The following is a 23,069-nucleotide window of genomic DNA, read 5'->3' as shown; positions in this document are numbered from 1 at the left end:
ATTAACTGCGAATCGGCCACGCCGCCTGGCTCCAACAGACGCGAATTTGGCAAAGGAATGGCTAAAATGCCTCACCGGTTTGCGTTGCATTGATCGCAGTTCGGCAGCTGCCCGCCGTGGTATCGCTAAACCCGCGCTTGGTAGCGCAAACTGCGCCTTTGCGTCCTGTTCATGTCGAAAAGCGGCATGTTAAGAGGTCCGGCATCGGCGCAGTATGTCGCCGCATACAACTATTCTTGATCAGCGCGATCCACAGGAGCAAGGCAGATGACATTTGGACGGGTGAACCCTCAGTTCCGGCTTGAAGACCAGGGCATCGAAGGGCTCGGAAATGTCTATTACAACCTCATGGAGCCAGCGCTGATCGAAGCGGCGCTGAAACGAGGCGAAGGTACGCTGGGCAAGGGCGGGTCCTTCCTTGTGACCACCGGCAAATACACGGGCCGTTCGCCCAAGGACAAGTTCGTCGTCCGCACACCTTCGGTCGAGGACAGCATCTGGTGGGAAAACAACCAGCCGATGGAGGCCGCGGCCTTTGACCGGCTGCACGCCGACATGCTGGAGCATATGAAAGGCGGCGACTACTATGTGCAGGACCTGGTCGGTGGCGCCGATCCGGCCAATGCCATCGACGTCCGGGTGATCTCGGAACTGGCATGGCACAACCTCTTCATCCGCCACATGCTGCGCCGTCCCGACCGCGAGGACCTGGACAGCTTCACCGCGGATTTCACGATCATCAACTGCCCGACCTTCAAGGCCGACCCGGAAAAGCACGGCTGCCGCACGGAAACAGTGATCGCGCTCAACTTCGAAAAGAAGCTCATCCTGATCGGCAACACCGAATATGCCGGTGAAAACAAGAAGTCGGTCTTTACGCTGCTGAACTACATCCTGCCCGGAAAGGGCATAATGGCGATGCATTGCTCGGCCAACCACGCGCCGGGCAACCCGGTCGATACCGCCGTCTTCTTTGGCCTGTCCGGCACCGGCAAGACCACGCTGTCGGCCGATCCGTCGCGCGTGCTGATCGGCGACGATGAGCACGGCTGGTCGGATCGCGGCACCTTCAACTTCGAAGGCGGCTGCTATGCCAAGACCATCAATCTGAGCGCCGAGGCTGAGCCCGAGATCTACGCCACGACCGAGAAATTCGGCACGGTGATCGAGAATATGGTCTTCGACCCGGAGACCTTCGACCTGGATTTCGAGGATGACAGCCTGACGGCGAACATGCGCTGCGCCTACCCGCTGCACTATATCTCGAACGCGTCGAAAACCGCCCTGGGCGGTCACCCCAAGAACATCATCATGCTGACCTGCGATGCCTTTGGTGTTCTGCCCCCGATCGCGCGACTGACCCCGGCGCAGGCCATGTACCACTTCCTGTCCGGTTTCACCTCGAAGGTGGCCGGGACCGAACGCGGCGTGACCGAGCCGGAACCCACCTTCTCGACCTGCTTCGGCGCCCCCTTCATGCCGCGCCGCCCCGAGGCCTATGGCAACCTGCTGCGTGACAAGATCGCCAAGCACGGTGCAACCTGCTGGCTGGTCAACACCGGCTGGACCGGCGGCGCCTATGGCACCGGCTCGCGCATGCCGATCAAGGCGACCCGGGGTCTGCTGCACGCCGCGCTGGAGGGCAAGCTGGCGCAGGCCGAATTCCGCAAAGACCCGAACTTCGGCTTCGAGGTGCCGGTCTCGGTCGAGGGTGTGCCGGAACTGCTGCTGGATCCGCGCAAGACCTGGGACGACAAGGCGGCCTATGATGCGCAGGCGGAAAAGCTGGTGCAGATGTTCGCCGACAACTTTGAACAGTACGTCCCCTACATCGACGACGATGTGAAAGCTGTCGCAATCGGCTGACACCGCCGGACCGACGGAAGCCGGCCCTCCCTGTTAGGGTGGGCCTTTTTCATGTCCGCGCGGCCCCGGCAGGCGCGGGAAACGCCGCGATCCGGTCGCCACCCTCACCCACGGAAACGCCGCGCAAGGCGATAGCGCAACCAGGCCCAGCCCAACGCAAGAGGCAGGTAGACCGGCCAGAGAATCAGGGGGATCGCGGCGATCCACATGGCGGCATCCCGGTCCCCGGACAGCCGGACGCAGGCCGCGCTCAACACGGTCGCGAGCACCAGCGTCAAAAGCGCGAACAAGATCTCGCCAAGCGCGATCAGAACGGGCCGCGCCGTGGTCAGCCCCGGCAAGGGCGCCGGCAGGCACAACGCCGCCGAAAGCAGCCCCCCGTCGCGATGACACCGCAGGCGATACTGTAGTCGAAGGTCATGCGCTTTCGTGTCCCGTCAAGTTGCCCAGCCCGTCATGCGGCTGTGCGCTGCCGCGGTGACACCCGTCTTTCCGCCTGAGGGCGGGGGCATCGCTCGGCGTCCGCGCACAGGCGATCACGTCCACGAACTTACCAGTGGCCCGGATAACGTAATACATTCCCGTTGCGGACGGAAACCGCGCCGGTCCGGCAAGAAAACGGTTCGGCTCATCACGGGTCCGAAAGCCGCCACGGTTCCGCCACGCGGTGAAACAGGCGACTGCCGGACGGCGGGCCCTAGCCGCGCCGAGGATGTCCCGGGGGACAACCCGGCGCGGGGCCAAATGGCGTGGCACACGACCGTGACCGGCACCCGTCGGCGGTTTTCCGGTATCAAGTGGCGGTGCGGGTAGGCAAATCCTGCCCCTGCGCCTAACCTCGGCCCATGTTAGACTGTGGTTTCAGTTCCCGGGAGAAGACGACATGCACGCCAAACCGCTTGCCCCCCTGATTGCCGCCACGCTGGTCGGGGCGCCTGCCCTTGCCGATGTCGGGGCCTTTGTCGAACCGCCCCTGACGCTGGAGGCCTTCGGCGTCATCTGCGAGGTCGAGCTTCAGGGCACGCGGCCCGCGCCGGACACTCTGTCGGGCCTTCTGAACCTTGTCGACCAGGACCGCCCCATCGACGTCGAGACGGTACAGGTGCCGGCGGAAATGGGGCTCAGCTTTGGCATCCGCGCCAGCCTGACCGCCGGGTCTTCCGTCCCCGAGGTGACGATTGTGGTCACACATCCGCCGATGGGCCCGGAGGGGCGCACCGTCGAACGCTGGGTGACGCCGATGAATTTCGGCGATGTCTCGCTGAACCTCTTCACCTTCGAACGGGACTATGAACTGGTCGAAGGGCCGTGGATGTTCCAGGTAGAACGGGACGGCAAGGTGCTGCTGCAACAGCCCTTCGAGGTCACGGCCCCGGGCACGATTCCTGCGGTTCAACAGGCCTGTTTCGCCGCCGAGGTCGTCTCCTGACCCCTGCCTACAGGCGTAGGGCGGGGTTTACCCCGCCACGCCCTTTGCCCCTCAGGCCGCTCGAAGGCCAAGGATTTCGCGCGCCTGCTGCCAGCTGGCCACCGGGCGCTCGTATTTCTCACAAAGGTCCGCGGCCCGCGTGACCAGCGCCGCGTTCGACGGCGCAAGCGTTTCCTTGTCCCAGCGCACGTTGTCCTCCAGTCCCGTGCGCGTGTGACCACCCGCCGCGATGGACCATTCGTTGACCTCGACCTGGTGCCGCCCAATGCCAGCCGCGCACCATTCCGCGTCGGGTGCCAGCCGCTTGACCGTCTCGATGTAGTAATCGAACACATTGCGGTCACAGGGCATCGCGTTCTTCACGCCCATGACGAACTGCACGTACAGCTTGCCCGGGATGCGCCCGTCGCGGTTCATCTCTGCGGCCTTGAAGATATGGCTGAGGTCGAAAGCCTCGATCTCGGGCTTGATCTCGTAGGTGCGCATCTCACTGGCCAGCCAATCCACCAGGTCCGGCGGGTTCTCGTAGACGCGGGTCGGAAAATTGTTCGACCCCACCGAGAGCGAGGCCATGTCAGGGGCCAGCGAAAGCATCCCGCCCCGCGCCTGCCCCGCACCGGAGCGTCCTCCGGTCGACAGTTGGATGATCATGCCGGGGCAGTGTTTCTTCAGCCCCTCGACCAGTCGCCCAAAGCGTTCGGGGTCCGAAGTCGGCGTCTCGTCCTCCATCCGCACATGGGCGTGGCAGATGCTGGCCCCGGCCTCGAAGGCTTCTTGCGTGCTTTCGACCTGCTCCTCGATCGAGATCGGCACCGCCGGATTGTCCTTCTTTCGCGGGACAGAGCCGGTGATGGCCACGCAGATGATACAGGGTTTGGTCATGTCGGGCGCTCCCCTCGCTGGCGTCTTTCGTGGTGACGGCAGGATAGTCAGTGTTTCGGACAGGAAAAAGCCGGGCCGGGCACAAACCCGCCCCGGCCCGGGTATCACGTCATACGTCGAAGAAGACGGTTTCGTCCTGGCCTTGCAGCTGGATGTCGAAGCGGTAGACGACTTTGCCGTCCTTTTCGCTCCGTTTCGCCAGCAGCGTGGCCCGGCGGCGTTCCCATTCGATGATGTTCATCACCGGGTCCTCGGCGTTGGCCTCTGCCTCGTCCTCGAAGTAGATCCGGGTGTTGAGGCCCAGGTTGATCCCGCGCGCCACCACCCACAGGTTGATGTGCGGCGCCTGGATGCGGCCATTGCGGCCCGGCGTCTTGCCCGGCTTGATGGTGTCAAAGCCCCATTCGCCGGTGTCGAAATCGGTGATGACCCGGCCCCAGCCGCGAAAGCCCTCCTCGACCTCGCCGCCGCCTTCGGGATGGGCGTAGATGCCCTTGGCATTGGCCTGCCAGGCCTCCAGCAGCACATCCTTGATCGGCGATCCGGTGCCGTCGATCACAAGGCCTTCTACCCGGATGCGTTCGCCCTCGGCATTCGGTCCAGCGATGTCCCAGCCTAGTTCGCGTTCGTAGATGTCGAAGCCTGCGGCGCCCGGCGCCAGCCCGATGTGGACATAGGGACCGGCGGTCTGCGAGGGCGTTTCCTTGAGGTAGTTGAGCGGTTGTACCATTGTCATTCTCCTTACGCATCTTCCGGGAGGAAAACCAGTTCCCAGTTTTCCCGAAGATGCATCAATTCCCCTCCAGACGGTTTTCGAACAGCGTCGAGCGACGCCCGCGCAGGACGATGTCGAACTTGTAGGCGATGGTGTCCAGCGGAATGGTCGAATTCATGTCCAGCGCCGCCACCAGGCTGTTGATCGCCTCTTGGTTGGGGATGCTCTTGACGATGGGACAGAGCGGGATCAGCGGGTCGCCCTCAAAGTAGATCTGTGAAATCAGCCGCTGGACAAAGCCCGAGCCGAAGACCGAGACGTGGATATGCGCCGGGCGCCAGCTGTTGACGTAGTTGCGCCAGGGATAGGCGCCGGGTTTCACGGTGCGGAAATAGTAATAGCCGTTCTCGTCCGTGATCGTGCGCCCGCAGCCACCGAAATTGGGGTCGATGGGCGCGAGGTAGGTGTCCTTCTTGTGACGATAGCGCCCGCCCGCGTTGGCCTGCCAGATCTCGACCAGCGTGTTGGGCACGGGCCGCGCGTTCTCGTCCAGCACCCGCCCATGCAGAATGATCCGTTCGCCAATCGCGCTTTCACCGGCCGTGGCGTAGTTGTGGATCAGGTCGCGGTCCATCGGGTCGATGTCGTTATGACCGAAGACCGGGCCGGTGATCTCACCAACCGAGTTCTGCAGACTGATGAGCGAATATTGCGGCGACCGCGCGACGCTCGTCTTGTATTCCTTGACGTAGGCGGGCGGGTGCCAGTCCCGGTCCCGCTGGTAGAATTCGCCTTGATCGGGCATGTCGGTCTCTCCTCACTTGTCCCCGGACTGCGCGTTTGCCTGCCCTGTTTCAGGGCCGTCCATCTCGGCATAGGTCTGCTTGGCCAGCTTCAGCGCGTGGTTGGCGCGCGGCACACCGGCATAGATTGCGACGTGCTGAAACGCTTCCAGCACATCCGCCTTGCTGGCCCCCGTCCGCGCGGTGGCGCGGATGTGCATGGGGATCTCTTCGAAATTGCCCAGCGCCGCCAGCAGCGCCAGCGTCAGCATGGAACGCTCGCGGTCACTGATCCCGTCAGAGGCCCAGACAGTGCCCCAGGCGCCTTCGGTGATGAGGGTCTGGAACGCCTCGTCAAAGGGTGTCTTGGCCGCCTCGGCGCGGTCGACATGGGCATCGCCAAGCACAGAGCGGCGCACCTTCATGCCGGTTTCGTATCGGTTGGTCATGCGGTCCTCCCTTCGGGCCGGACCCGGGTTCGTGACGAAACCCGGGCAATCAGTAGGGCAGCCCGATGTAGTTCTGCGCCAAGACCGATTGCGCGTCGCGATTGGAGCGCAGGAACTCGATGTCGGCAAGCTGGATCTTCAGATCGAATTCGTTCTGGTCGGGGAACCTGTGCAGCAGCGTGGTCATCCACCAGCTGAAGCGTTCCGCCTTCCAGATCCGGGCCAGCGCCTTTTCCGAGTAGGTGTCGATGCCCTCGCTGTCGCCGGTCTGATAGTATTGCACCAGCCCGTTGTAGAGATAATGGATGTCGCTGGCCGCGGTGTTCAGCCCCTTGGCCCCGGTCGGCGGCACGATATGGGCGGCATCGCCACAGAGGAACAACCGCCCCCAGCGCATCGGTTCGGTCACGAAGGACCGCAGCGGCGCGATGCTCTTCTCGATCGACGGGCCAGTGACAAGGCGCTCTGCCGCCTCTGTCGGAATGCGGCGCTTGAGCTCTTCCCAGAAAGCCGCATCGGTCCAGTCATCCGGACTGTCCGACAGCGAACACTGGATGTAGTAGCGGCTGAGGTTGGCGTTACGCTGCGAGCAGAGAGCGAAGCCGCGCTCCGAGCTGGCATAGATCAGTTCGTCATGCACCGGCGGCGTTTCCGACAGGATGCCCAGCCAGCCGAAGGGATACAGTTTTTCGTACTCCTTGCGGACACTCAGCGGCATGGTCTGGCGGCTAACGCCGTGGAACCCGTCACAACCGGCCACGAAATCGCAGTCGATGCGGGCCTCCGTGCCGTCCACCTCGTAGGTGACATAGGGTGCGTCGCTGTCGGCATCCTTGATCTGCACGTTCTCGACGTTGAAGACGATCTTGCCCTCCGCCTTTTCGCGCGCTTCGTACAGGTCGCGCGTCACCTCGGTCTGGCCGTAGACAACCACATGGCTGCCGGTCAGCTCGGTGAAATCGATGCGGAACTCCTCGTCGCCGTAGGAAATCACGGTGCCGTCGTGGACAATGCACTCACGGTCCATCCGTTCGCCCACACCGGCCTCGCGCATCAGCTCGACCATCCCGGTTTCCAGGATGCCCGCACGGATGCGGCCCAGGACATAGTCCTTGGTCTTGCGTTCCAGAACGACGCTGTCGATGCCCTTCTTGTGCAGCAACTGACTGAGCAGCAGGCCCGACGGGCCGCCGCCAATAATGCAGACTTGGGTACGCATGATGTCCTCCCCTTTGCGACAAGACTAGAATGAACGGATAGGCCATGTAAAATGACGTTTTCAGCGCTACAATTGTCAAAAAGGGAAAGTAACTTGCTGGACCGACGGATCAAACTGCGCCACCTCGAGACTGTCACCGCCATTGCCCGCCAAGGCAGTCTCAAGGGTGCCTGTGCCGAGCTGAACCTGACCCAGCCCGCCCTGTCGAAGACGCTGAAGGAACTCGAAGAGATCCTGGGCGCCGCGCTGATGACGCGAGACCGCGGTGGCGTGCGGCTGACCCCCGAGGGCGAGGTGTTCCTGGAGTTCGCCGGGCAAAGCCTCGCCGCGCTGAGGCGCGGGGTATCCGGGGTGGCCGAACTGCGCGAAGGCGGCGCCGAGGTGCTGCGCGTGGGTGCCCTGCCCTCGGTCGCGGTGCGCCTGATGCCGCGCGTCGTGGCCCGGTTCCGCGAACTGTCGCCCGCAACTCGGCTGGTGCTGCGCGACGGGGCACACGGGGCGCTGACGCGCGATCTGCAATCCGGCGCGCTCGACCTTGTGATCGGGCGCATGGGGGCGCCGGACAGCATGGCCGGGGTCAGTTTCACGCAGCTATACCAAGAGGGCGTCGTTTGTGTCGTGCGCAGCCAGCACCCCTTGCTGGCCCGGCCCGTTCTGGCGCCCCAGGACCTGGTGGACTGGCCCGTGCTCTACCCGCCCGAAGGCGCCGCGATCCGCCCTCTGGTGGATCGCTGGTGCCTGGCGCAGGGGTTGGGGCCCTTCCATGATCGGATCGACTGCGTCTCCGGTGCCTTCGGGCGGCGGTTCCTTCGGCAATCGGACATGCTCTGGTTCATTTCCGAAGGCGTCGTGGCCCCGGAAATCGACGATGGCGCCCTGGCCGCACTGCCCCTGGACCTGGGATTGACCGCCGGTCCGGTAGGTCTGATGACGCGGCCCGACAGCGCCGCCTCGCGCTCTCGCCAATTGTTCGAACGCGCACTCAGACACGAAGCAGAGTCTTTACCCACAAGTTGACGCCGAATCGAACTCGTCCACAACTTAATGCGGTCTTCATCAAAATATCGCTTTACACACCCCTATTTGGGCAGGCACCATATCTGGTAAGGGCGCGGGGATAGCCCGCAGACCCTTGAGCAGGCAGCAAGCGCTGGGGGTGAATCACCAGTCACGGCGCTATAATCAAAGGGGTGTCCTTATGGCCCTGTCCGAGCAGTATCTCAACGACGAATTGCATCCGATCGACCTTGTCGAGCATATCGCCGAGTTCAACGATTGGGATTTCGACCGCATCGCGGACGACCAGATCGCGATGGCGGTCGAAGGTCAGTGGCGCACCTACTCGATCACCCTGGCCTGGTCCGCTTTCGATGAAACCCTGCGGATGATCTGCACCTTCGAGATGGAGCCGCCAGAGGCGCGGTTGCCGGAACTGTACGAAGGTCTGAACCTGATCAACGATCAGTGCTGGGCCGGCGCCTTCAGCTACTGGCCTGAGAACAAGCTGATGGTCTACAAGTACGGGCTGGTGCTGGCCGGTGGCAATGTCGCCAGCGCCGAGCAGATCGACACGATGATCGGCGCCGCCGTCATGAGTTCGGAACGTTATTACCCGGCCTTCCAGTTGATGGTCTGGACCGACAAGAGCGCAAAAGAATCCATGCAGGTCGCCATTGCAGAGGCTTACGGGCGGGCGTAAGGCACCCCGAAAACCGGAATTCCGGCAGAACAACCAGGGGCGGCGCACTGGCGACGCCCCTTTTGCATTGCGCCCGTGATGCGTCTGGCATCGCCCTGAGGCAGACAAACAGAGATTGGCGATAGCACCACACACCACCCATCCCGGTCATGGCCAAGTGACCTTGCCCCTTTTTCCCGGCGGGCCTAGGGTCCGCCGGGAAAAAAGACAGGGGGACGTGATGCAGGATACAGACCTCGCCCGGCGCGGGCTGGCACTCTTGGGATGCGGCAAGATGGGATCGGCGATGCTCGCCGGCTGGCTGGCACGCGGATTGCCCGCCGGATCGGTGCGGGTCCAGGACCCGATCCCTTCGGACTGGCTGCAGGCACAGGGCGTCCACATCAACGAAGGCTTTGGCGACAGCCCCGCCGTCGTGCTGATCGCCGTCAAGCCGCAGATGATGGGCGAGGCGCTGCCCGCGCTGCAAACCCTGCCCAAAGGCGACACGCTGTTCGTCTCCGTCGCCGCAGGCACACCGATCACCACCTACGAGGCGCACCTGGGGGATGTCCCCATCGTGCGCGCCATGCCCAACACGCCCGCCGCCGTGGGCAAGGGCATCACCGCCATCATCGGCAATGCGCGGACCACGGACGCACACCTGAAGACCGCCGAGGACCTTCTGTCGGCGGTGGGAGAGGTCGTACGGCTGGACAGCGAAGACCAGATGGATGCCGTCACCGGCGTCAGCGGCTCCGGCCCGGCCTATGTCTTTCACATGATCGAATGCCTCGCCAAGGCCGGAGAGGCCGAGGGACTGGCCCCCGAACTGGCGATGGCCCTGGCGCGGGCCACCGTGGCAGGCGCGGGCGCCCTTGCGCAGGAAACGGGCGAGGATCCGGCACAACTGCGCCGCAACGTGACCTCGCCCAACGGCACCACGCAGGCGGGGCTGGAGGTGCTGATGAACGAGGACGATGGCCTGCCGCCGCTCATGCGCGCCACCGTGGCGGCGGCTGCGCGGCGGTCGAAGGAATTGGCCAATGGCTGACGAGATCACATTCGACGATTTCCTGAAGGTCGACATTCGCCTCGGCACCGTGATCCGCGCCGAACCGTTCCCCGAGGCCCGCAAACCGGCAATCAAGCTATGGATCGATTTCGGGCCGGAAATCGGGGAAAAGAAGAGCTCGGCCCAGATCACCGTGCATTACGACCCCGAACGCCTTGTCGGCAAACAGGTCATGGCGGTGGTCAATTTCCCGCCCCGCCAGATCGGGCCGATGCGGTCCGAGGTGCTGGTGCTGGGTGTATCGGACCCGGACGGCGCCATCGTGCTGATCGCTCCGGATCAGGCCGCGCCGAACGGGTCCAGAATGCACTAAAGCTCGGGTCCGCTTGGATCGGGCAGGATGCCCTTGGGCTCTCGCCGATGGAACAGCGGGTCGTTGTCCTTGATGTATTTGGACACCATCCGCGCGCTGGGCCATGCGGTCACAAGCCCGATCCCGGCGGCGACGGCAATCGCTGTCCAGCTGTACCAGTTGAAGGCGAAGAAGACGATGAGCAGCGTCCCGGCGATGCCGCTGCCGCTCATGAGGGTAAGGTAAAGCGCAAGTCGGTCCATTTCGGTCCTCCTTTCACCAAGGCAACGCGCGCCTGCCCCCACGGGTTCCCTTGACCTCGTCCCACGCTTGCGGTCCTGTCGAAGGCAGGAGGACGCGCCCATGACACAGCCAGCGATCACCGGCCACGGGGTATTCACCCCGGATCAGAGCATATCCAACGACGAGCTTGTCGCCGCCTTCAACGCCTATGCCGACCGATGGAACGCCGATCACGCGAGCCGTATCGCCGCCGGCGAGGTCGAGCCGCTGACCCATTCCAGTTCCGATTTCATCTTTTCGGCCTCGGGCATCGAAAGCCGCTTTGTTCTGGACAAGGAAGGCGTGCTGGACCCGGACCGCATGTGCCCGCGCCTGCCCGCCCGGCCGGACGAGTCTCCCGGAATCATGGCCGAAATGGCGGTGGACGCCTGCACCAAGGCGCTGGAAATGGCGGGCCGCGAGGGGGCAGAGATCGACCTGGTGATCTGCGCCGCCTCGAACCACGAACGCGCCTACCCGGCAATTGCGATCGAGATCCAGCGGCTACTGGATTGCGGCGGGTTCGCTTTTGACATGAACGTGGCTTGTTCCTCGGCCACCTTCGGCATCCAGGCCGCTGCCGACATGATCCGCGCGGGCAGTGCGCGCCGCGCGCTGGTCGTGAACCCGGAAATCTGCTCGGGCCACCTCGAATGGCGCGACCGCGACTGCCATTTCATATTTGGCGATGTCTGCACCGCGGTGGTGATCGAACCGGCGGAGGAGGCGCAGGGCGATCACTGGCTGATCCATTCCACACGCTGCGCCACGCAGTTTTCCAACAACATTCGCAACAACGCCGGGTTCCTGCGCCGCGCCCATGACCAGATGGAGGATCGGCGCGACATGCAGTTCATGCAGAACGGGCGCAAGGTCTTCAAGGAAGTGCTGCCGCTGGTGTCCTCGCACATCCTTGGCCACCTGTCCGATCACGGCTGGCAGGCCGATGACCTGCGGCGGCTCTGGCTGCACCAGGCCAACAAGACCATGAATGACTTCATCGGGAAAAAGGTGTTGGGCCGCGTGCCGGAGGCGGGCGAACAGCCCAATATCCTGCAGGATTACGCCAATACCTCATCCGCCGGGTCGATCATCGCCTTTTCCAAGCATTCCGAGGACATGGCCAAGGGCGACCGGGGCGTGATCTGTTCCTTTGGCGCGGGCTATTCCGTCGGATCGGTGCTGGTCGAACGGGCCTGATCGGCTTCTTCCGCTTCCATCGCCTCTTCCAGCGTTTCCGCCTCCTCCTCGCCGCCGGCCAAGGCCGCCGTTTCGGGGGTCAGGCCGCGGGCCGGCGCCGACATCTGGAACGCGCCCTTGTCCTCTTCCGCCACGGCCGCCCGCTGGACGATGCGCAGCGCGGTGTAGAGGATCATCAGCACATGCGCCACGATCGTGGTCAGGAACAGCCCCGAGGCACCCGCCGCCGACATGGCGACACCGGCGATCAGCGGCCCGGCGATATTGCCCAGCCCGTAGACCATCAACAGCCCGCCCGAAACCTGGATCGAGGTGCCCTCGGGCGCATGGTCATTCGCGTGGGCCACGATGATCGGGTACATGGCAAAGATCGCCGCGCCGAAAATGGACACAAGGACCAGGTTCATCATCTGGTCCTGCGGCGCCAGCAGGATGAATCCCAGGTCCGCCGCCACCGCCAGCACGGCCACCACCAGCAGGACCTTGCGCCGGTCCATCCGGTCCGAGGCAAAACCGATGGGCACCTGCGACAGTGCCCCCGCCAGCACCGGGATCGAGGCGAAAAGCGCAAGCGCCCCCAGCGTCAGCCCAACACGGTCGGCATAGACCGCCGACAGCGTCCCGAAAGAGCCGTTGGAAATCCCGACCAGGAACACCGCCACCACCGCCACGGGCGAGTTGCGCCACAAGAGCGGCAGGTTCAGCCGCACCGAGGTCAGCGGCGCCGGGGACTCTGACGTCGACAGCGCCGTCGGCACCAGCGCAAGGCTGTAGACGATGGCCGCCACGGCAAAGAACAGGAACCCACTGGCATCCCCCGTGGCGATGGCCAGCTGCCCGGCGGTCGTCGCGCCCAGGTTCACCATCGTGTAGACGCCGAAGATCGTCCCCCGTGACTGCGGCGAGGCCCGGTCGGACAGCCAGCTTTCCACGATCATCGCCGCCCCGGCAAAGCAGAACCCCGAGACTGCCCGCACCGGGATCCAGAACTCGGGCGTGACCAGCAACGCCTGCAGCAGGATCGCGATGGCCGCAAAGGCACACATGACGCCGAAGGCGCGGATATGGCCCACGGAGCCGACGATGCGGGGCACATAGAAACAGCCCGCGACATAGCCCACGGCCCAACCGGTGCCCAGAAGGCCCAGCTCGGTGGCGCCGAACCCCTCGGCGGCCCCCCGCACCGGCAGGATCAGACCATGCATCCCCCCTGCAAAGAGCAACAGGCCGGAACCAAGCAAAAGCGCACTGACGGGAAGAAGCTGGCGGAACATGGCGGCAGGTTAGTCAATCAAGCTCAGGCTGCAAGATCCAAGGCGGGCGAGATGGGCGCTCACAGCCCGGACGATGCGCCGCGGCCCGTGGTCTTTTCAACCGCGCCCGGCACCGCCTAGGATTTGCCATCGTTCACGACCCAAGGATACCCCATGCGCCGCCTCGCCCTAGCCGCTGCCACCCTGGCTCTTTGGCCGCTTGGCCTGATGGCCCAGATCCTTGAACCGCAACAGGTCGCCCCCGGTGTCTGGTCCATCGAAGGCCCCGCAGCCCAGCGCGACCCGCAGAACCTGGGCAACAACGCCACCTTCGGTCTGATAGAGACCTCTGAAGGGGCGGTGCTGGTCGATCCCGGCGGCAGTTGGAAGGGGGCAAGCGCGTTGCATGACGTGGTGCGCAATTTGACGGATCAGCCCGTGACACATGTCATCAACACCGGCGGACAGGACCACCGCTGGCTCGGCAATGGCTACTGGCAATCGCAGGGGGCGCAGGTCATCACCTCTGCCGCCGCCTTTGCCGACCAAAAGGATCGTGCCTCGCTGCAGTTGACCATGCTGGACGCCCTGATCGGCAGCGATGGCCTGGCCGGGACGGAACCGTCGCAACCGGATGTGATCTTTGCCGCCTCGCATGAGTTGACCCTTGGCGGCACCCGGATCGAGATCCGGCATGTCGGCCCCGCCCATACCCCGGGCGACAGCCTTGTCTGGCTGCCCGAAACGCGTACTGTCTTTACCGGAGACGTGGTCTATGTCGGGCGGGTCCTGGGGGTGATGTCCTTTTCCGACAGCGCCCACTGGCTGGACGCCTTCTCCGAAATCGAGGCGCTGGAGCCGGTTCATCTGATCCCCGGGCACGGCCCCGCGACCGATCTGGCAACCGCGCAGCGCGACACCCGGGATTACCTGGCGAACCTGCGGGCAGGCATCCGGGATCATATCGACGCGGGTGGTGACATCCTGGGGGCCGTCGATGTCGACCAGTCCGACTTTGCCTATCTCGATCAGTTCGACGCGCTCGCCCGGCGCAATGCACAGACCGTCTTTGAGCAGATGGAGTGGGAGTGACGCCTACCTCGCCTCATCCCCCATCGCGGCGCGCCAGTGCCTCCGGCACAGGCTGACGTAGGTCTCGTTGCCGCCGATCTGCACCTGGGCGCCGTCGCGCAGAACCTCACCCTCTGGCCCCTGCCGGATCACCATTGTCGCCTTGCGCCCGCAATGGCAGATCGTGCGCACCTCGCGCATGACATCCGCCAGGGCCAGCAGGGCCGCCGACCCTGGAAAGAGCTCTCCGCGGAAATCCACCCGCAGGCCATAGGCCATGATCGGCACGCCCAAGTCATCCACCACTCGCGCCAGTTGCCAGACCTGTTCGCGGGTCAGGAACTGGGCCTCGTCGATGAAGACGCAGGCCACCGGTCCCTTGTCCAGACGGGCCGCAATCCGTGCAAAGAGATCCGTCACTTGCCCGAAAGTATCCGCCGGGCGTGCCAGGCCGATGCGCGATCCGATCTGGCCCGCGCCGGCACGATCGTCCACCGCCGCAGTCAGCAGATAGGTTTCCATCCCGCGTTCGTTGTAATTGTGCGCCGCCTGCAACAGCAATGTCGACTTGCCGGCGTTCATCGTCGAGTAGTGAAAGTGCAGCTTGGCCATGTCGGGCGTCATGCCCCAGCCCCGCGGGCATGGCAAGCGCGGCCCGACGGAGTTTCAACCCTGCGGATAACGTCATTACGTCAGGTCAACCCGTCTTGTTGCCTTGACGCCCGACGCGTTTGCGCATGACATGACAAAACGGGGATAATAATGGAAATGGATATTGGATTGTCCCCGGAGCATTTGCCGGGGCGAAGGAGAGAAATGTCAGTAGTCGGACGGTATCTGAAAAAACACATCGAGGCGCTGGTCAAGGACGTCGGGATCGAGGCAGCCTGCGAGCTGACCGGCAAATCCAAGGCAACCCTCGGCCGCTATTATTCCGACTATCCCGAACATGCCGACAGATACATGCCGGTGGATGCGGTGGCCGCACTGGAAGAAGCCGCGTCTTACCCCCATGTCACCGCCGCGCTGGCCGAGCTCAAGGGCATCCAGCTACAATTCGACGAAAGCCGACGCAATGCCAAGTCGTCGGGCGGGGTCAATTCCGACGTGATCGCCCTGTCGCAGCGGTTCGCCATGCTGATGGCCGAATACAACCAGTCGATCGAGGACGGGGTGATCTCGGCCAACGAGGCCAAGCGCCTGCTCAAGGAGACCCTGGCGCTGCAGAAGGTGCTGATCGACATGAAACTGCACCTCGAAGACGAAACCGTCTGAGATCTGCGTCTTGGCCGGCCCGGGAAAGCCCGGACCGGCCAAGACCACGGAGCGCAGTCAGACCAAACGGCCCCACAGGTCGTATTCGCCGGTCTCATCCACCTCGACGGTGACGATCTGGCCCGGTTGCAGATGTGCCGCGCCCTCGTCGATGAACAGGTTGCCGTCAATCTCGGGGGCATCCGCCTTGGTCCGGCAGGTGGCAATGCCATCCTCGTCCACCTCGTCGACGATCACCTCTTGCCGGCTCCCCAGTTTCGCGGCGAGTTTCGCTTCGGAGATCGCCTGAGCCTTTTCCATGAAACGCGCCCAACGCTCGGCCTTGACCTCTTCGGGGACGTGATCGGGCAGCGCATTGGCGCGCGCGCCGGCGACATTCTCGTACTGGAAACAGCCCACGCGATCCAGCTGCGCCTCGTCCATCCAGTCCAGCAACGTCTGGAACTCTTCCTCGGTTTCGCCGGGATAGCCGACAATGAAGGTCGAGCGCAGGGTGATGTCCGGGCAGATCGCGCGCCAGGCGGCAATTTCGTCCAGCGTTCGGGTGGCGGCGGCGGGCCGCGCCATGCGGCGCAACGTGTCCGGATGCGCGTGCTGGAAGGGAATATCCAGGTAAGGCAGCACCTTTCCCTCGGCCATGAGCGGGATCAGCTCACGCACATAGGGATACGGGTAGACGTAATGCATCCGCACCCAGGCGCCGAGGCTGCCCAGATCGCGCGCGAGGTCCAGCAGCGGGAACTTGGTGTCGCGGTCTTTCCAGTCGGTGCCATAGGCGGATGTGTCCTGGCTGATGACCAGCAGCTCCTGAACCCCTGCCTCGACCAGCTTTTCCGCCTCGCGCAGCACCGCGCGGGCCGGGCGGCTGACCAGCTTGCCACGCATGTCCGGGATCACGCAGAACTTGCAGGCGTGATTGCAGCCCTCGGAAATCTTGAGATAGCTGAAATGGCGCGGCGTCAGGCTGACGCCGGAAGCGGGCAGCAGATCGACAAAGGGGTCGGGATCGGGTGGCACAGCGGCATGGACGGCATCCAGAACCTGTTCGTACTGGTGCGGGCCGGTGACGGCCAGCACCTTGGGATGCGCGCCGGTGATATATTCTGGCTCTGCCCCCAGGCAGCCGGTGACGATCACGCGACCGTTTTCGCTCAGCGCCTCGCCAATCGCATCCAGGCTTTCGGCCTTGGCACTGTCGAGGAACCCACAGGTGTTGACGATCACCGCATCGGCACCCGAATAATCGGGGGAGATGCCATAGCCCTCGGCCCGCAGCCGCGTCAGGATGCGTTCACTGTCGACCAGCGCCTTGGGGCAGCCAAGGCTGACCATGCCGATGGTCGGCTGGCCGGGGCGGGCGGTTTCGGTCACGCGCGCCCGGGCAAGGTCGGGGCGCAGGTCAGGAGGATTCTGGGTCATGGCGCGTCATAGCGTGGCTTGGCCAACTGGGAAAGGCGGCAGATGATGGATTGGCGACAGCTTGAACAGCAGGAAAGCGCCGACAGGCGGGCAAGGGTCGAGATGCAGACCGATGCGGCCGGACATTACCGATATGTCCTCTCGGGCTGGATCGACGCCGCACCCGAGGACGAAGGCGCCCTGGGTGACGGGGTCTGGTCCGTCGAGGAAATCTCGGGGATCTACGGGTGGAAGACCCCCTGTCGCAACGACGCCGCGCGGGCCTTGCGGCTACGCGGCGTCAAAGGCTGAGTTGTGAGGGCAACAAGACCCCGTGCCGGTCACCTACGACGGTCGCGGCGCGCGCTCATCGGTTGAAAGGCAACGCCCACATGGGCCTCGCAATAGGGTTTGCCTTGCTGGACGGGCAGACCACAGAACCAGAAATCCTCGGTCGCCGGGTCGCCGACCGGCCATTTGCAGGTCCGTTCAGTCAGCTCCATCAGGGTCAGTTTTTTGGCCTTCTTTTCGATCTCGCTCACCTTTGCCAGGGCTTCGGGGCTGATTTCATTGGTCGAGGGCTGCGGCGGCAGCGGCTGACCGGCCGGGATGATCTGCTTGCGCGCCGGGCTGATCGCCGGGGTCGTGGCGGCGGGCTGCGGCTTGGCCTCGGGGGCCGGTTCGGGCTTGTTCGCGGGGGCCGGCTTGGGCTGCGGCTTGGCCTTGGCGGCTGCAGGCTGCGCCTTGGGTTCCGGCTTGGCCTCTGCGGCGGCAGCGGGGGCGGCGCCCGCACGGTTCGACAGGCCCAGCCGGTGAACCTTGCCGATTACCGCGTTGCGCGTCACCCCGCCCAGTTCCTTGGCAATCTGGCTGGCCGACTGGCCCTCCGACCACATCTTTTTGAGCAGTTCAACGCGTTCATCGGTCCACGACATCGGGTTCCCCCAGCGAAAAAAGCGGCCACACGCAAGGGGCCGCCGAGAGATTGAGTGACGCACCTATACTAATCATAACGGCCCGAGTTACAAGGCGCCGAGCAGAATTGGAGGCACCATGAGCGACACACAGACATTCGCCCCCGGCGACCGCCGTTTCGGCCGGGTGAACTGGCTGGGGTTCTGGACCCTGTGCAAGCGAGAGATCCTGCGATTCACCAATGTCTGGACCCAGACACTGCTTGCGCCGCTGGTCACGGCGGGGCTGTTCCTGATGGTCTTCACCATCGCCATCGGCCCCCAGCGGGGTGATGTCATGGGCGTGGCCTTTACCACCTTCATCGCGCCCGGCATCCTGATGATGACCGTGATCCAGAACGCCTTTGCCAATACCTCCAGCTCGCTGATGGTGTCCAAGGTGCAGGGCAATATCGTCGACACGCTGATGCCGCCCCTTTCGGCAGGCGAAGTGGTGCTGGGCTATGTCATCGGCGGCACGGCGCGGGGGCTGTTCGTGGCGGTGGCCCTGCTGGCGATGTTCTGGGCCGTGCTGGGCATCGTGCCGCAGGCACCGCTGGTGACGCTGGCCTTTGTCACGCTGGGCGCGGCCTTTCTGTCTGCGCTGGGGCTGATTGCCGGGATCTTCTCGCAGAAGTTCGACCAGATGGCGGCGATCACCAATTTCATCATCACGCCGCTGGCCTTCCTCTCGGGCACGTTCTACTCGGTCGAGGCGCTGCCCAAGGGGCTGTACCAGGTCACGCATCTGAACCCGGTCTTCTACCTGATCGACGGCGCTCGTTGGGGCGTGATCGGCGTGTCGGACACGGCCCCCGCGCTGGGCTTTGTCATCGCCCTGGCCGCGACTCTGTTCGCCTGTCTGGCCGCATGGGTGCTGTTCCGCCGGGGGACGCGTCTGAAGTCCTGAGGAATTGCGGACTTGCCAACTCTCCTGTCACGTCAGACACTTTCGGCATGATTATTGACACGTGACGCGGGCCGGGGGCCGTTTCGGCCTCCGGCGCGTGAGGAGGCTGACGTATTGACCCGGAAATCCCTTTACCTTGCCCTGCCCCTTTTGATTGGCCTTGGCGCGCCGCTGGCCGCCCAATCGGTCGAACTCAAGGGCTTTCGCCTGCCCCCGGAACCCGATGAACGCGCCCGCGACATGAGCGACTGCCTGGCCGGCATCGCGGAAAAATGCGGCCCGCGCGTACAGTTGACCCGGCGCAGCATCGACCCCGGCAGCGTGCCGGGAACCAAACCCGCCGCCACCAACGGGCTGAAGCCCCGCCTGTTGATCAAGGACCGGACAGAGGATCGGCCCGGTGCCGCCAAGCCCGGCCCGCTGGTCAGCGTCGATGTGGAAATCTTCTTTGACTACAACAGCGCGACCCCGGCGAAGACGTCGCTTCCCGACATCCAGACGCTAGCCACGGCGATCACCGATGAGCGATTCGCCACCAAGCGCTTTGTCATCTTGGGCCATACCGATGCGCGCGGCTCTGACAGCTACAATCTCGACCTGTCCGAGCGCCGCGCCGAAAGTGTCCGGCAGCGGCTGCAAAGCCTTTCGGGCCTCTCCGCTGATCGCTTTATCTCTGCTGGTCGGGGAGAGACCGACCTGAAGGATCCAGCGCGCCCAGAGAGCGAAGTGAATCGCCGGGTGCAGATCATCCTGCTGGACAGCTGAGGACATTCCATGTCGCGTTTTTCCCCGACCATGCTGGCCGCCACGCTGGCCTTGTTCCTGCCCGCACTTTCCGCGCAGGCCGCGGCCTACGGCCTGCGCTCCGACCTCAGTTGCGAGGCCCGTGTCGAGGTCACCAACCGCCTGGCCGGGGAAACCCGCGTCAGCCTTTCGGGCAACGGCCTGGACGTGGGCGAGCGCCTGTCCATTGACTGGGCGCGCCCCGGCTTTCCGGAACGTGAACCGATCTTCCTGATGGTCTCGTTTGACCGTCCGGTGCGGCTGTCGGGCGACGGCATGTATGCCCTTCTGCCGGAGGCCAAGGCACCATTCGATATTTCATGGAACCGTGATCGAACCCGCGCGATCATTCCCTATTACGGGCGCGGTATGGCGAAGTCTGGTCGCATCGCGGTCGAACCGCTGCAATCCGGGCCGCTTCAGGTGGACTGGGCGGTGCTGGGTCACAGCGGTTGTGACGAACATGTCGAAACGCCCGGCCAGGGAAACGCCACCGTCACGATCGCAACCGCGGGCCGGCCCGTGATCGTTGTCCGCGACAGGGTCACAGGGGCGGCCCCGTCCAGCACGCTGGTCAACCGCGACGGGACCCGTCACCTGCAAGTGTTCGACGGTCGCTTTCGCCTGACCGATGCCGCCACGGGCGCCGAGATCATGGAAAAGGTCGGCGCGCCGCATTTCTCGCCCGCCGGGCGCTACGTCGTTCTGCCTGGCGGGGACGAAGCCGGGATCTACGACGCGGTCGATGGCAAACGTGTGGTCGATGCCCAGGACGGCTTCCAGGTGAACTCCGACTGGAGCGCGCTGATCTGGTCGCATGACGACAGCTTTGCCCTTCAGATTCTATCGGGTTATGGCTTTTCGCAATTCCACAACTTTGCAGCGGGTCGCACGGTTCAGGCCACGACCAATGGCTGCCGTATCTGCGGCGGGAACAAGAACCGCTATCTGCTGGAGCTGGAAAACAACGCCTTTGTCGCGGAAGGCTACAACGAAATGGCCGTTTTTCGGCTGAGCGACGGCGATGAGACCTACCGGTTCCGGCCCGAACTTGGTGACGGTGCCCGGGTTCAACTGTCGCATCGCAACGCCGCCCTGCAAGAGATCGGTCGGCAACAAGCCGTTGTGGAACCGGCTATCGGGATTGGTCTGCGCTATTCCACGGAGGTGGCCATTGCGCAGGCCTTTCCGACGCATTTCTCGCAGTCCTACCAGTCGAAAGAAAACCAGATCATCTCAGAGGCACTGGCGCCCTACCTTGTCACGCCGCGAAAGCTTGAAGCGGTGGCCGGGGATGGTATTGCTCCACGAAGCCTGTCCAGCAGCGCGTTGGCGTGGCGGTCTTTCGGGGCAGACGCGCCAGGGGCCGCTGACCGTATGTTCAAGCGGCTTCGGGAGTTTGGCCTGCCTGTGGTGGCAGGTGAAGTCGTCGAACGGATTGACGTCGAGGAGCGGCTGCCCAGCTACGATGCCCGCAAGCAATACGCCACTCCTGCAGAACGTCTCGCCGCGCAGGATCTACACGACCTCAGAGTAACCGACGCTTTTCGTAAATTCTGGACCGAGATCGCCGCGGCAACGGGTGTCGATGTCACTCGCTTTGGGCGGCGCATGAGCCTGACGTCCTGCAGCGCCGCCAACGACAAATTGCTCGGGGATTTCCACACTCTTTGGCGCTGGTCCTCCGGAGGCGCCGAACACAGGCTGACCACCTTCCAGTGCCACGAAGGCTCGGCTGCTTTCGCCTATCCGACAACCTACCTCTTTTCGTCCAACCTCTCGGGGGGCGTTTCGCAATTTGAACAACCCTGGGGGATCGAGGCCGGCCTAGACCTTCGCAACGACGGTACGAACACGGCGACCATCTGTCCTTATGCGATTGACGCCTGTTCCTTTCGGCTAAAAGTGTTTGGAGATCTGGCGATCCTGCACTCGCAAGAGGCGCTCGGCTATGCAGTGGTCGACCTGCGGACCGGCAAGGTGATCGCCAAGCAGTTCGACCTGCCGCGCGGCGATCTCTTTGACAACGTGATGATCACCGAAGACGGGCGGCACCTGGTCACGGTCCAGGAGGATGGTAGCTTTTTCGTCAACCGCCTGTCGGACTCGGAAACGGTTCTGTCCGGTCTCTACGCGGATGACGAGGTCGTCGTCTGGACAGAAAACGGCCATTACGATGCGACCTCCGAAGGTGCTTACTTCGTGGCCTACACCTTTCCCGGCCATCTCGGTGAGTATACCGCCCAGCAATTCGAAGGCTTTCTAAAGGTCCCCGGGCTCGCCCAACAAGTTCTGGCCGGCCTGCCAGCGCCTGACCCGGTCCGGATCACTCCCCCGCCGGTTCTGCAAGCCTCGGTCACTGTCAGCGGAACCAAGGCGCGGCTTGATGCGCAGGCTCAGGCTTCGGTGCCGATCAAGACATTGAGCTTGTTTCAAGACGGCCTGCGGACACATGTCTTGCAGGGGGACGGTCAAGACCACCATTGGCAAGACGACTTTGAGCTGTTTCCCGGCACGCGCTGGGTCACTCTGGTTGCGACCGATGAAAACGATGTGGCCAGCGTGCCATTCAGCGTCGAAATCAATATGCCCGAGGCTCAGCGGCAACTGCATATTCTGTCAATTGGCGTCAACGACTATGGGGATCCGGCATTGGATCTAACGGCAGCGGTTCCGGATGCGCGTCTGGTTGCATCGGCGCTGGCCGGACGCGCCGGATCAACAGTCGGGATTGCTTCCGAAACTGTTCTGTTGGACGGAGAGGCGACTCCAGACCGGATCCTGTCCGAACTGTCTTCGATTATCGCGAGGGCGCGGCCCGGCGACACGCTGGCTCTCTATTTTGCCGGGCATGGGTTGGACCTGGATGGCGGGTATTACCTCGGCGCATCGGGAACCAGCCTCGACGACATCGCTGGCACCGCTCTACCCTTCTCTTCCGTTTCCGCGCTTCTGGAGGGGACGGACATTCGGATCGCATTGTTCATAGACGCCTGTCATAGCGGACGTGCGGGTGAGGGCCTCTTTTCGACCAACGATCAGGTCGTTGGCGGAGCGCTGGACCAGATACCGTCCGGCCTGGTGGTGTTCGCCGCGGCGAAAGGACGTGAATTTTCGCTGGAAGATCCGGAAACGGAACAGGGATTCTTTGCTCAGGCCCTGGCGGAGGTGATCCAGGATGGTGCCTTCGATCGGAATGAAAACGGTTTGACTGAACTCAGCGAACTGTTCGAAGGAACGAAGAGGCTTGTGTCTTCACGTGTCCAGGACGCGCAAGAGGACGTTCCGCCAATAGACCGCCTGAGCCAAACCCCCTGGATGGCCCGCAACCTGATGGTCGGAGATTTCGTGCTTTTCTAGGGTGCGGAACGGTGCGCCTTTTCCCGAAGATCGGGGCAACGGTAAAGCGGCTGGATGCTGGATGGTTGAGCGCTTGGTGGTGGAATTGTCGGATTAGACATACGAAAGCCCGCCTTATGGGCGGGCTTTTTGGTATTTTGGTTGCGGGGGTAGGATTTGAACCTACGACCTTCAGGTTATGAGCCTGACGAGCTACC

At 63.8% G+C, this 23,069-nt stretch carries 24 protein-coding genes; 13 read left to right on the top strand and 11 right to left on the bottom strand.

The annotated features are described in order from the left end of the window. Window positions 1-267 precede the first annotated feature (267 nt). Window positions 268-1,866: a phosphoenolpyruvate carboxykinase gene (locus tag BLQ71_RS24500; RefSeq protein ID WP_043137507.1), complete on the top strand. Its 1,599-nt coding sequence runs from the start codon at window positions 268-270 to the stop codon at window positions 1,864-1,866. Between the two features lie 104 nt (window positions 1,867-1,970). Here BLQ71_RS24500 and BLQ71_RS24495 read toward each other — a convergent pair whose 3' ends face one another. Continuing rightward, window positions 1,971-2,207, bottom strand: coding sequence for a hypothetical protein (locus tag BLQ71_RS24495; protein ID WP_133066123.1), 237 nt, complete (start codon window positions 2,205-2,207; stop codon window positions 1,971-1,973). A gap of 542 nt (window positions 2,208-2,749) precedes the next feature. Between BLQ71_RS24495 and BLQ71_RS24490 the strand changes: the two genes are divergently transcribed. Next, on the top strand, window positions 2,750-3,295 hold the full coding sequence (locus tag BLQ71_RS24490) for a DUF3859 domain-containing protein (RefSeq protein WP_043137511.1): 546 nt from the start codon (window positions 2,750-2,752) through the stop codon (window positions 3,293-3,295). A gap of 51 nt (window positions 3,296-3,346) precedes the next feature. Here the strand turns inward: BLQ71_RS24490 and BLQ71_RS24485 are convergent, their stop codons facing one another. The 5 genes from BLQ71_RS24485 to pobA form a co-directional block, all read right to left on the bottom strand. Next, a complete protein-coding gene (locus BLQ71_RS24485; RefSeq protein ID WP_043137513.1) occupies window positions 3,347-4,177 on the bottom strand; it encodes a 3-oxoadipate:acetyl-CoA acetyltransferase in 831 nt (276 codons plus the stop codon). 109 nt (window positions 4,178-4,286) lie between these two features. Continuing rightward, entirely contained in the window at window positions 4,287-4,907 is a 621-nt protein-coding gene (pcaG, locus tag BLQ71_RS24480) for a protocatechuate 3,4-dioxygenase subunit alpha (RefSeq protein ID WP_043137516.1), read from the bottom strand. A 61-nt stretch (window positions 4,908-4,968) separates the two neighbouring features. Continuing rightward, window positions 4,969-5,697 (bottom strand): protocatechuate 3,4-dioxygenase subunit beta, encoded by a 729-nt coding sequence (pcaH, locus tag BLQ71_RS24475; RefSeq protein ID WP_043137518.1) that lies wholly within the window; start codon window positions 5,695-5,697, stop codon window positions 4,969-4,971. Between the two features lie 12 nt (window positions 5,698-5,709). Then, window positions 5,710-6,123 (bottom strand): 4-carboxymuconolactone decarboxylase, encoded by a 414-nt coding sequence (gene pcaC, locus BLQ71_RS24470; protein ID WP_043137520.1) that lies wholly within the window; start codon window positions 6,121-6,123, stop codon window positions 5,710-5,712. A gap of 49 nt (window positions 6,124-6,172) precedes the next feature. Continuing rightward, window positions 6,173-7,342 (bottom strand): 4-hydroxybenzoate 3-monooxygenase, encoded by a 1,170-nt coding sequence (gene pobA / locus BLQ71_RS24465; protein ID WP_074623603.1) that lies wholly within the window; start codon window positions 7,340-7,342, stop codon window positions 6,173-6,175. A 93-nt stretch (window positions 7,343-7,435) separates the two neighbouring features. Between pobA and pcaQ the strand changes: the two genes are divergently transcribed. The 4 genes from pcaQ (at window position 7,436) to BLQ71_RS24445 (ending at window position 10,408) form a co-directional block, all read left to right on the top strand. Further along, window positions 7,436-8,359, top strand: coding sequence for a pca operon transcription factor PcaQ (gene pcaQ, locus BLQ71_RS24460; protein ID WP_043137525.1), 924 nt, complete (start codon window positions 7,436-7,438; stop codon window positions 8,357-8,359). A 181-nt stretch (window positions 8,360-8,540) separates the two neighbouring features. Beyond that, window positions 8,541-9,041, top strand: coding sequence for a type III secretion system chaperone family protein (locus BLQ71_RS24455; protein ID WP_043137527.1), 501 nt, complete (start codon window positions 8,541-8,543; stop codon window positions 9,039-9,041). A gap of 220 nt (window positions 9,042-9,261) precedes the next feature. After that, window positions 9,262-10,074: a pyrroline-5-carboxylate reductase gene (proC, locus tag BLQ71_RS24450; RefSeq protein WP_074623601.1), complete on the top strand. Its 813-nt coding sequence runs from the start codon at window positions 9,262-9,264 to the stop codon at window positions 10,072-10,074. Then, window positions 10,067-10,408 (top strand): tRNA-binding protein, encoded by a 342-nt coding sequence (locus tag BLQ71_RS24445; RefSeq protein ID WP_043137540.1) that lies wholly within the window; start codon window positions 10,067-10,069, stop codon window positions 10,406-10,408. Before proC ends, BLQ71_RS24445 begins: the two co-directional genes overlap by 8 nt. Here BLQ71_RS24445 and BLQ71_RS24440 read toward each other — a convergent pair. Then, window positions 10,405-10,650 carry a hypothetical protein gene (locus BLQ71_RS24440; RefSeq protein WP_043137542.1) on the bottom strand — a complete coding sequence of 82 codons (246 nt, stop codon included), beginning with the start codon at window positions 10,648-10,650 and terminating at the stop codon, window positions 10,405-10,407. The genes BLQ71_RS24445 and BLQ71_RS24440 overlap by 4 nt on opposite strands. A 100-nt stretch (window positions 10,651-10,750) precedes the next feature. On the opposite strand from BLQ71_RS24440, the gene BLQ71_RS24435 reads away from it, so the two are divergent. Beyond that, window positions 10,751-11,869, top strand: coding sequence for a beta-ketoacyl-ACP synthase III (locus BLQ71_RS24435; RefSeq protein WP_074623600.1), 1,119 nt, complete (start codon window positions 10,751-10,753; stop codon window positions 11,867-11,869). Here BLQ71_RS24435 and BLQ71_RS24430 read toward each other — a convergent pair. Beyond that, on the bottom strand, window positions 11,833-13,074 hold the full coding sequence (locus tag BLQ71_RS24430; protein ID WP_437438250.1) for an MFS transporter: 1,242 nt from the start codon (window positions 13,072-13,074) through the stop codon (window positions 11,833-11,835). The genes BLQ71_RS24435 and BLQ71_RS24430 overlap by 37 nt on opposite strands. Before the next feature lie 222 nt (window positions 13,075-13,296). Between BLQ71_RS24430 and BLQ71_RS24425 the strand changes: the two genes are divergently transcribed. Continuing rightward, the gene (locus tag BLQ71_RS24425) at window positions 13,297-14,214 is read left to right on the top strand and encodes an MBL fold metallo-hydrolase (RefSeq protein WP_074623598.1); all 918 of its coding nucleotides are present in this window, start codon (window positions 13,297-13,299) and stop codon (window positions 14,212-14,214) included. A 3-nt stretch (window positions 14,215-14,217) separates the two neighbouring features. Here BLQ71_RS24425 and BLQ71_RS24420 read toward each other — a convergent pair whose 3' ends face one another. Further along, window positions 14,218-14,805: a thymidine kinase gene (locus tag BLQ71_RS24420; RefSeq protein ID WP_074623597.1), complete on the bottom strand. Its 588-nt coding sequence runs from the start codon at window positions 14,803-14,805 to the stop codon at window positions 14,218-14,220. A 204-nt stretch (window positions 14,806-15,009) separates the two neighbouring features. Between BLQ71_RS24420 and BLQ71_RS24415 the strand changes: the two genes are divergently transcribed. After that, window positions 15,010-15,468, top strand: coding sequence for a hypothetical protein (locus BLQ71_RS24415; protein ID WP_043137551.1), 459 nt, complete (start codon window positions 15,010-15,012; stop codon window positions 15,466-15,468). 57 nt (window positions 15,469-15,525) lie between these two features. Here BLQ71_RS24415 and rimO read toward each other — a convergent pair whose 3' ends face one another. Further along, the gene (gene rimO / locus BLQ71_RS24410; protein ID WP_043137553.1) at window positions 15,526-16,887 is read right to left on the bottom strand and encodes a 30S ribosomal protein S12 methylthiotransferase RimO; all 1,362 of its coding nucleotides are present in this window, start codon (window positions 16,885-16,887) and stop codon (window positions 15,526-15,528) included. Between the two features lie 42 nt (window positions 16,888-16,929). On the opposite strand from rimO, the gene BLQ71_RS24405 reads away from it, so the two are divergent. Then, window positions 16,930-17,178 carry a hypothetical protein gene (locus BLQ71_RS24405; protein WP_043137556.1) on the top strand — a complete coding sequence of 83 codons (249 nt, stop codon included), beginning with the start codon at window positions 16,930-16,932 and terminating at the stop codon, window positions 17,176-17,178. Between the two features lie 29 nt (window positions 17,179-17,207). Here BLQ71_RS24405 and BLQ71_RS24400 read toward each other — a convergent pair whose 3' ends face one another. Continuing rightward, the gene (locus BLQ71_RS24400; protein ID WP_074623596.1) at window positions 17,208-17,801 is read right to left on the bottom strand and encodes a GcrA family cell cycle regulator; all 594 of its coding nucleotides are present in this window, start codon (window positions 17,799-17,801) and stop codon (window positions 17,208-17,210) included. Between the two features lie 118 nt (window positions 17,802-17,919). On the opposite strand from BLQ71_RS24400, the gene BLQ71_RS24395 reads away from it, so the two are divergent. The 3 genes from BLQ71_RS24395 to BLQ71_RS24385 all read left to right on the top strand — a co-directional run bounded on the left by BLQ71_RS24395 (window position 17,920) and on the right by BLQ71_RS24385 (window position 22,872). Next, the gene (locus tag BLQ71_RS24395) at window positions 17,920-18,729 is read left to right on the top strand and encodes an ABC transporter permease (RefSeq protein ID WP_074623595.1); all 810 of its coding nucleotides are present in this window, start codon (window positions 17,920-17,922) and stop codon (window positions 18,727-18,729) included. A 114-nt stretch (window positions 18,730-18,843) separates the two neighbouring features. Further along, complete coding sequence (locus tag BLQ71_RS24390; protein ID WP_074623594.1) at window positions 18,844-19,494, top strand: OmpA family protein; 651 nt, start codon at window positions 18,844-18,846, stop codon at window positions 19,492-19,494. 9 nt (window positions 19,495-19,503) lie between these two features. Further along, on the top strand, window positions 19,504-22,872 hold the full coding sequence (locus tag BLQ71_RS24385; RefSeq protein ID WP_074623593.1) for a caspase family protein: 3,369 nt from the start codon (window positions 19,504-19,506) through the stop codon (window positions 22,870-22,872). The last annotated feature ends 197 nt before the right edge of the window (window positions 22,873-23,069 follow it).

It is taken from the genome of Antarctobacter albus, assembly GCF_900101505.1.
In the GTDB taxonomy this organism is placed as follows: domain Bacteria; phylum Pseudomonadota; class Alphaproteobacteria; order Rhodobacterales; family Rhodobacteraceae; genus Antarctobacter; species Antarctobacter albus.
This window is presented reverse-complemented; position numbering and strand designations above follow the sequence as displayed.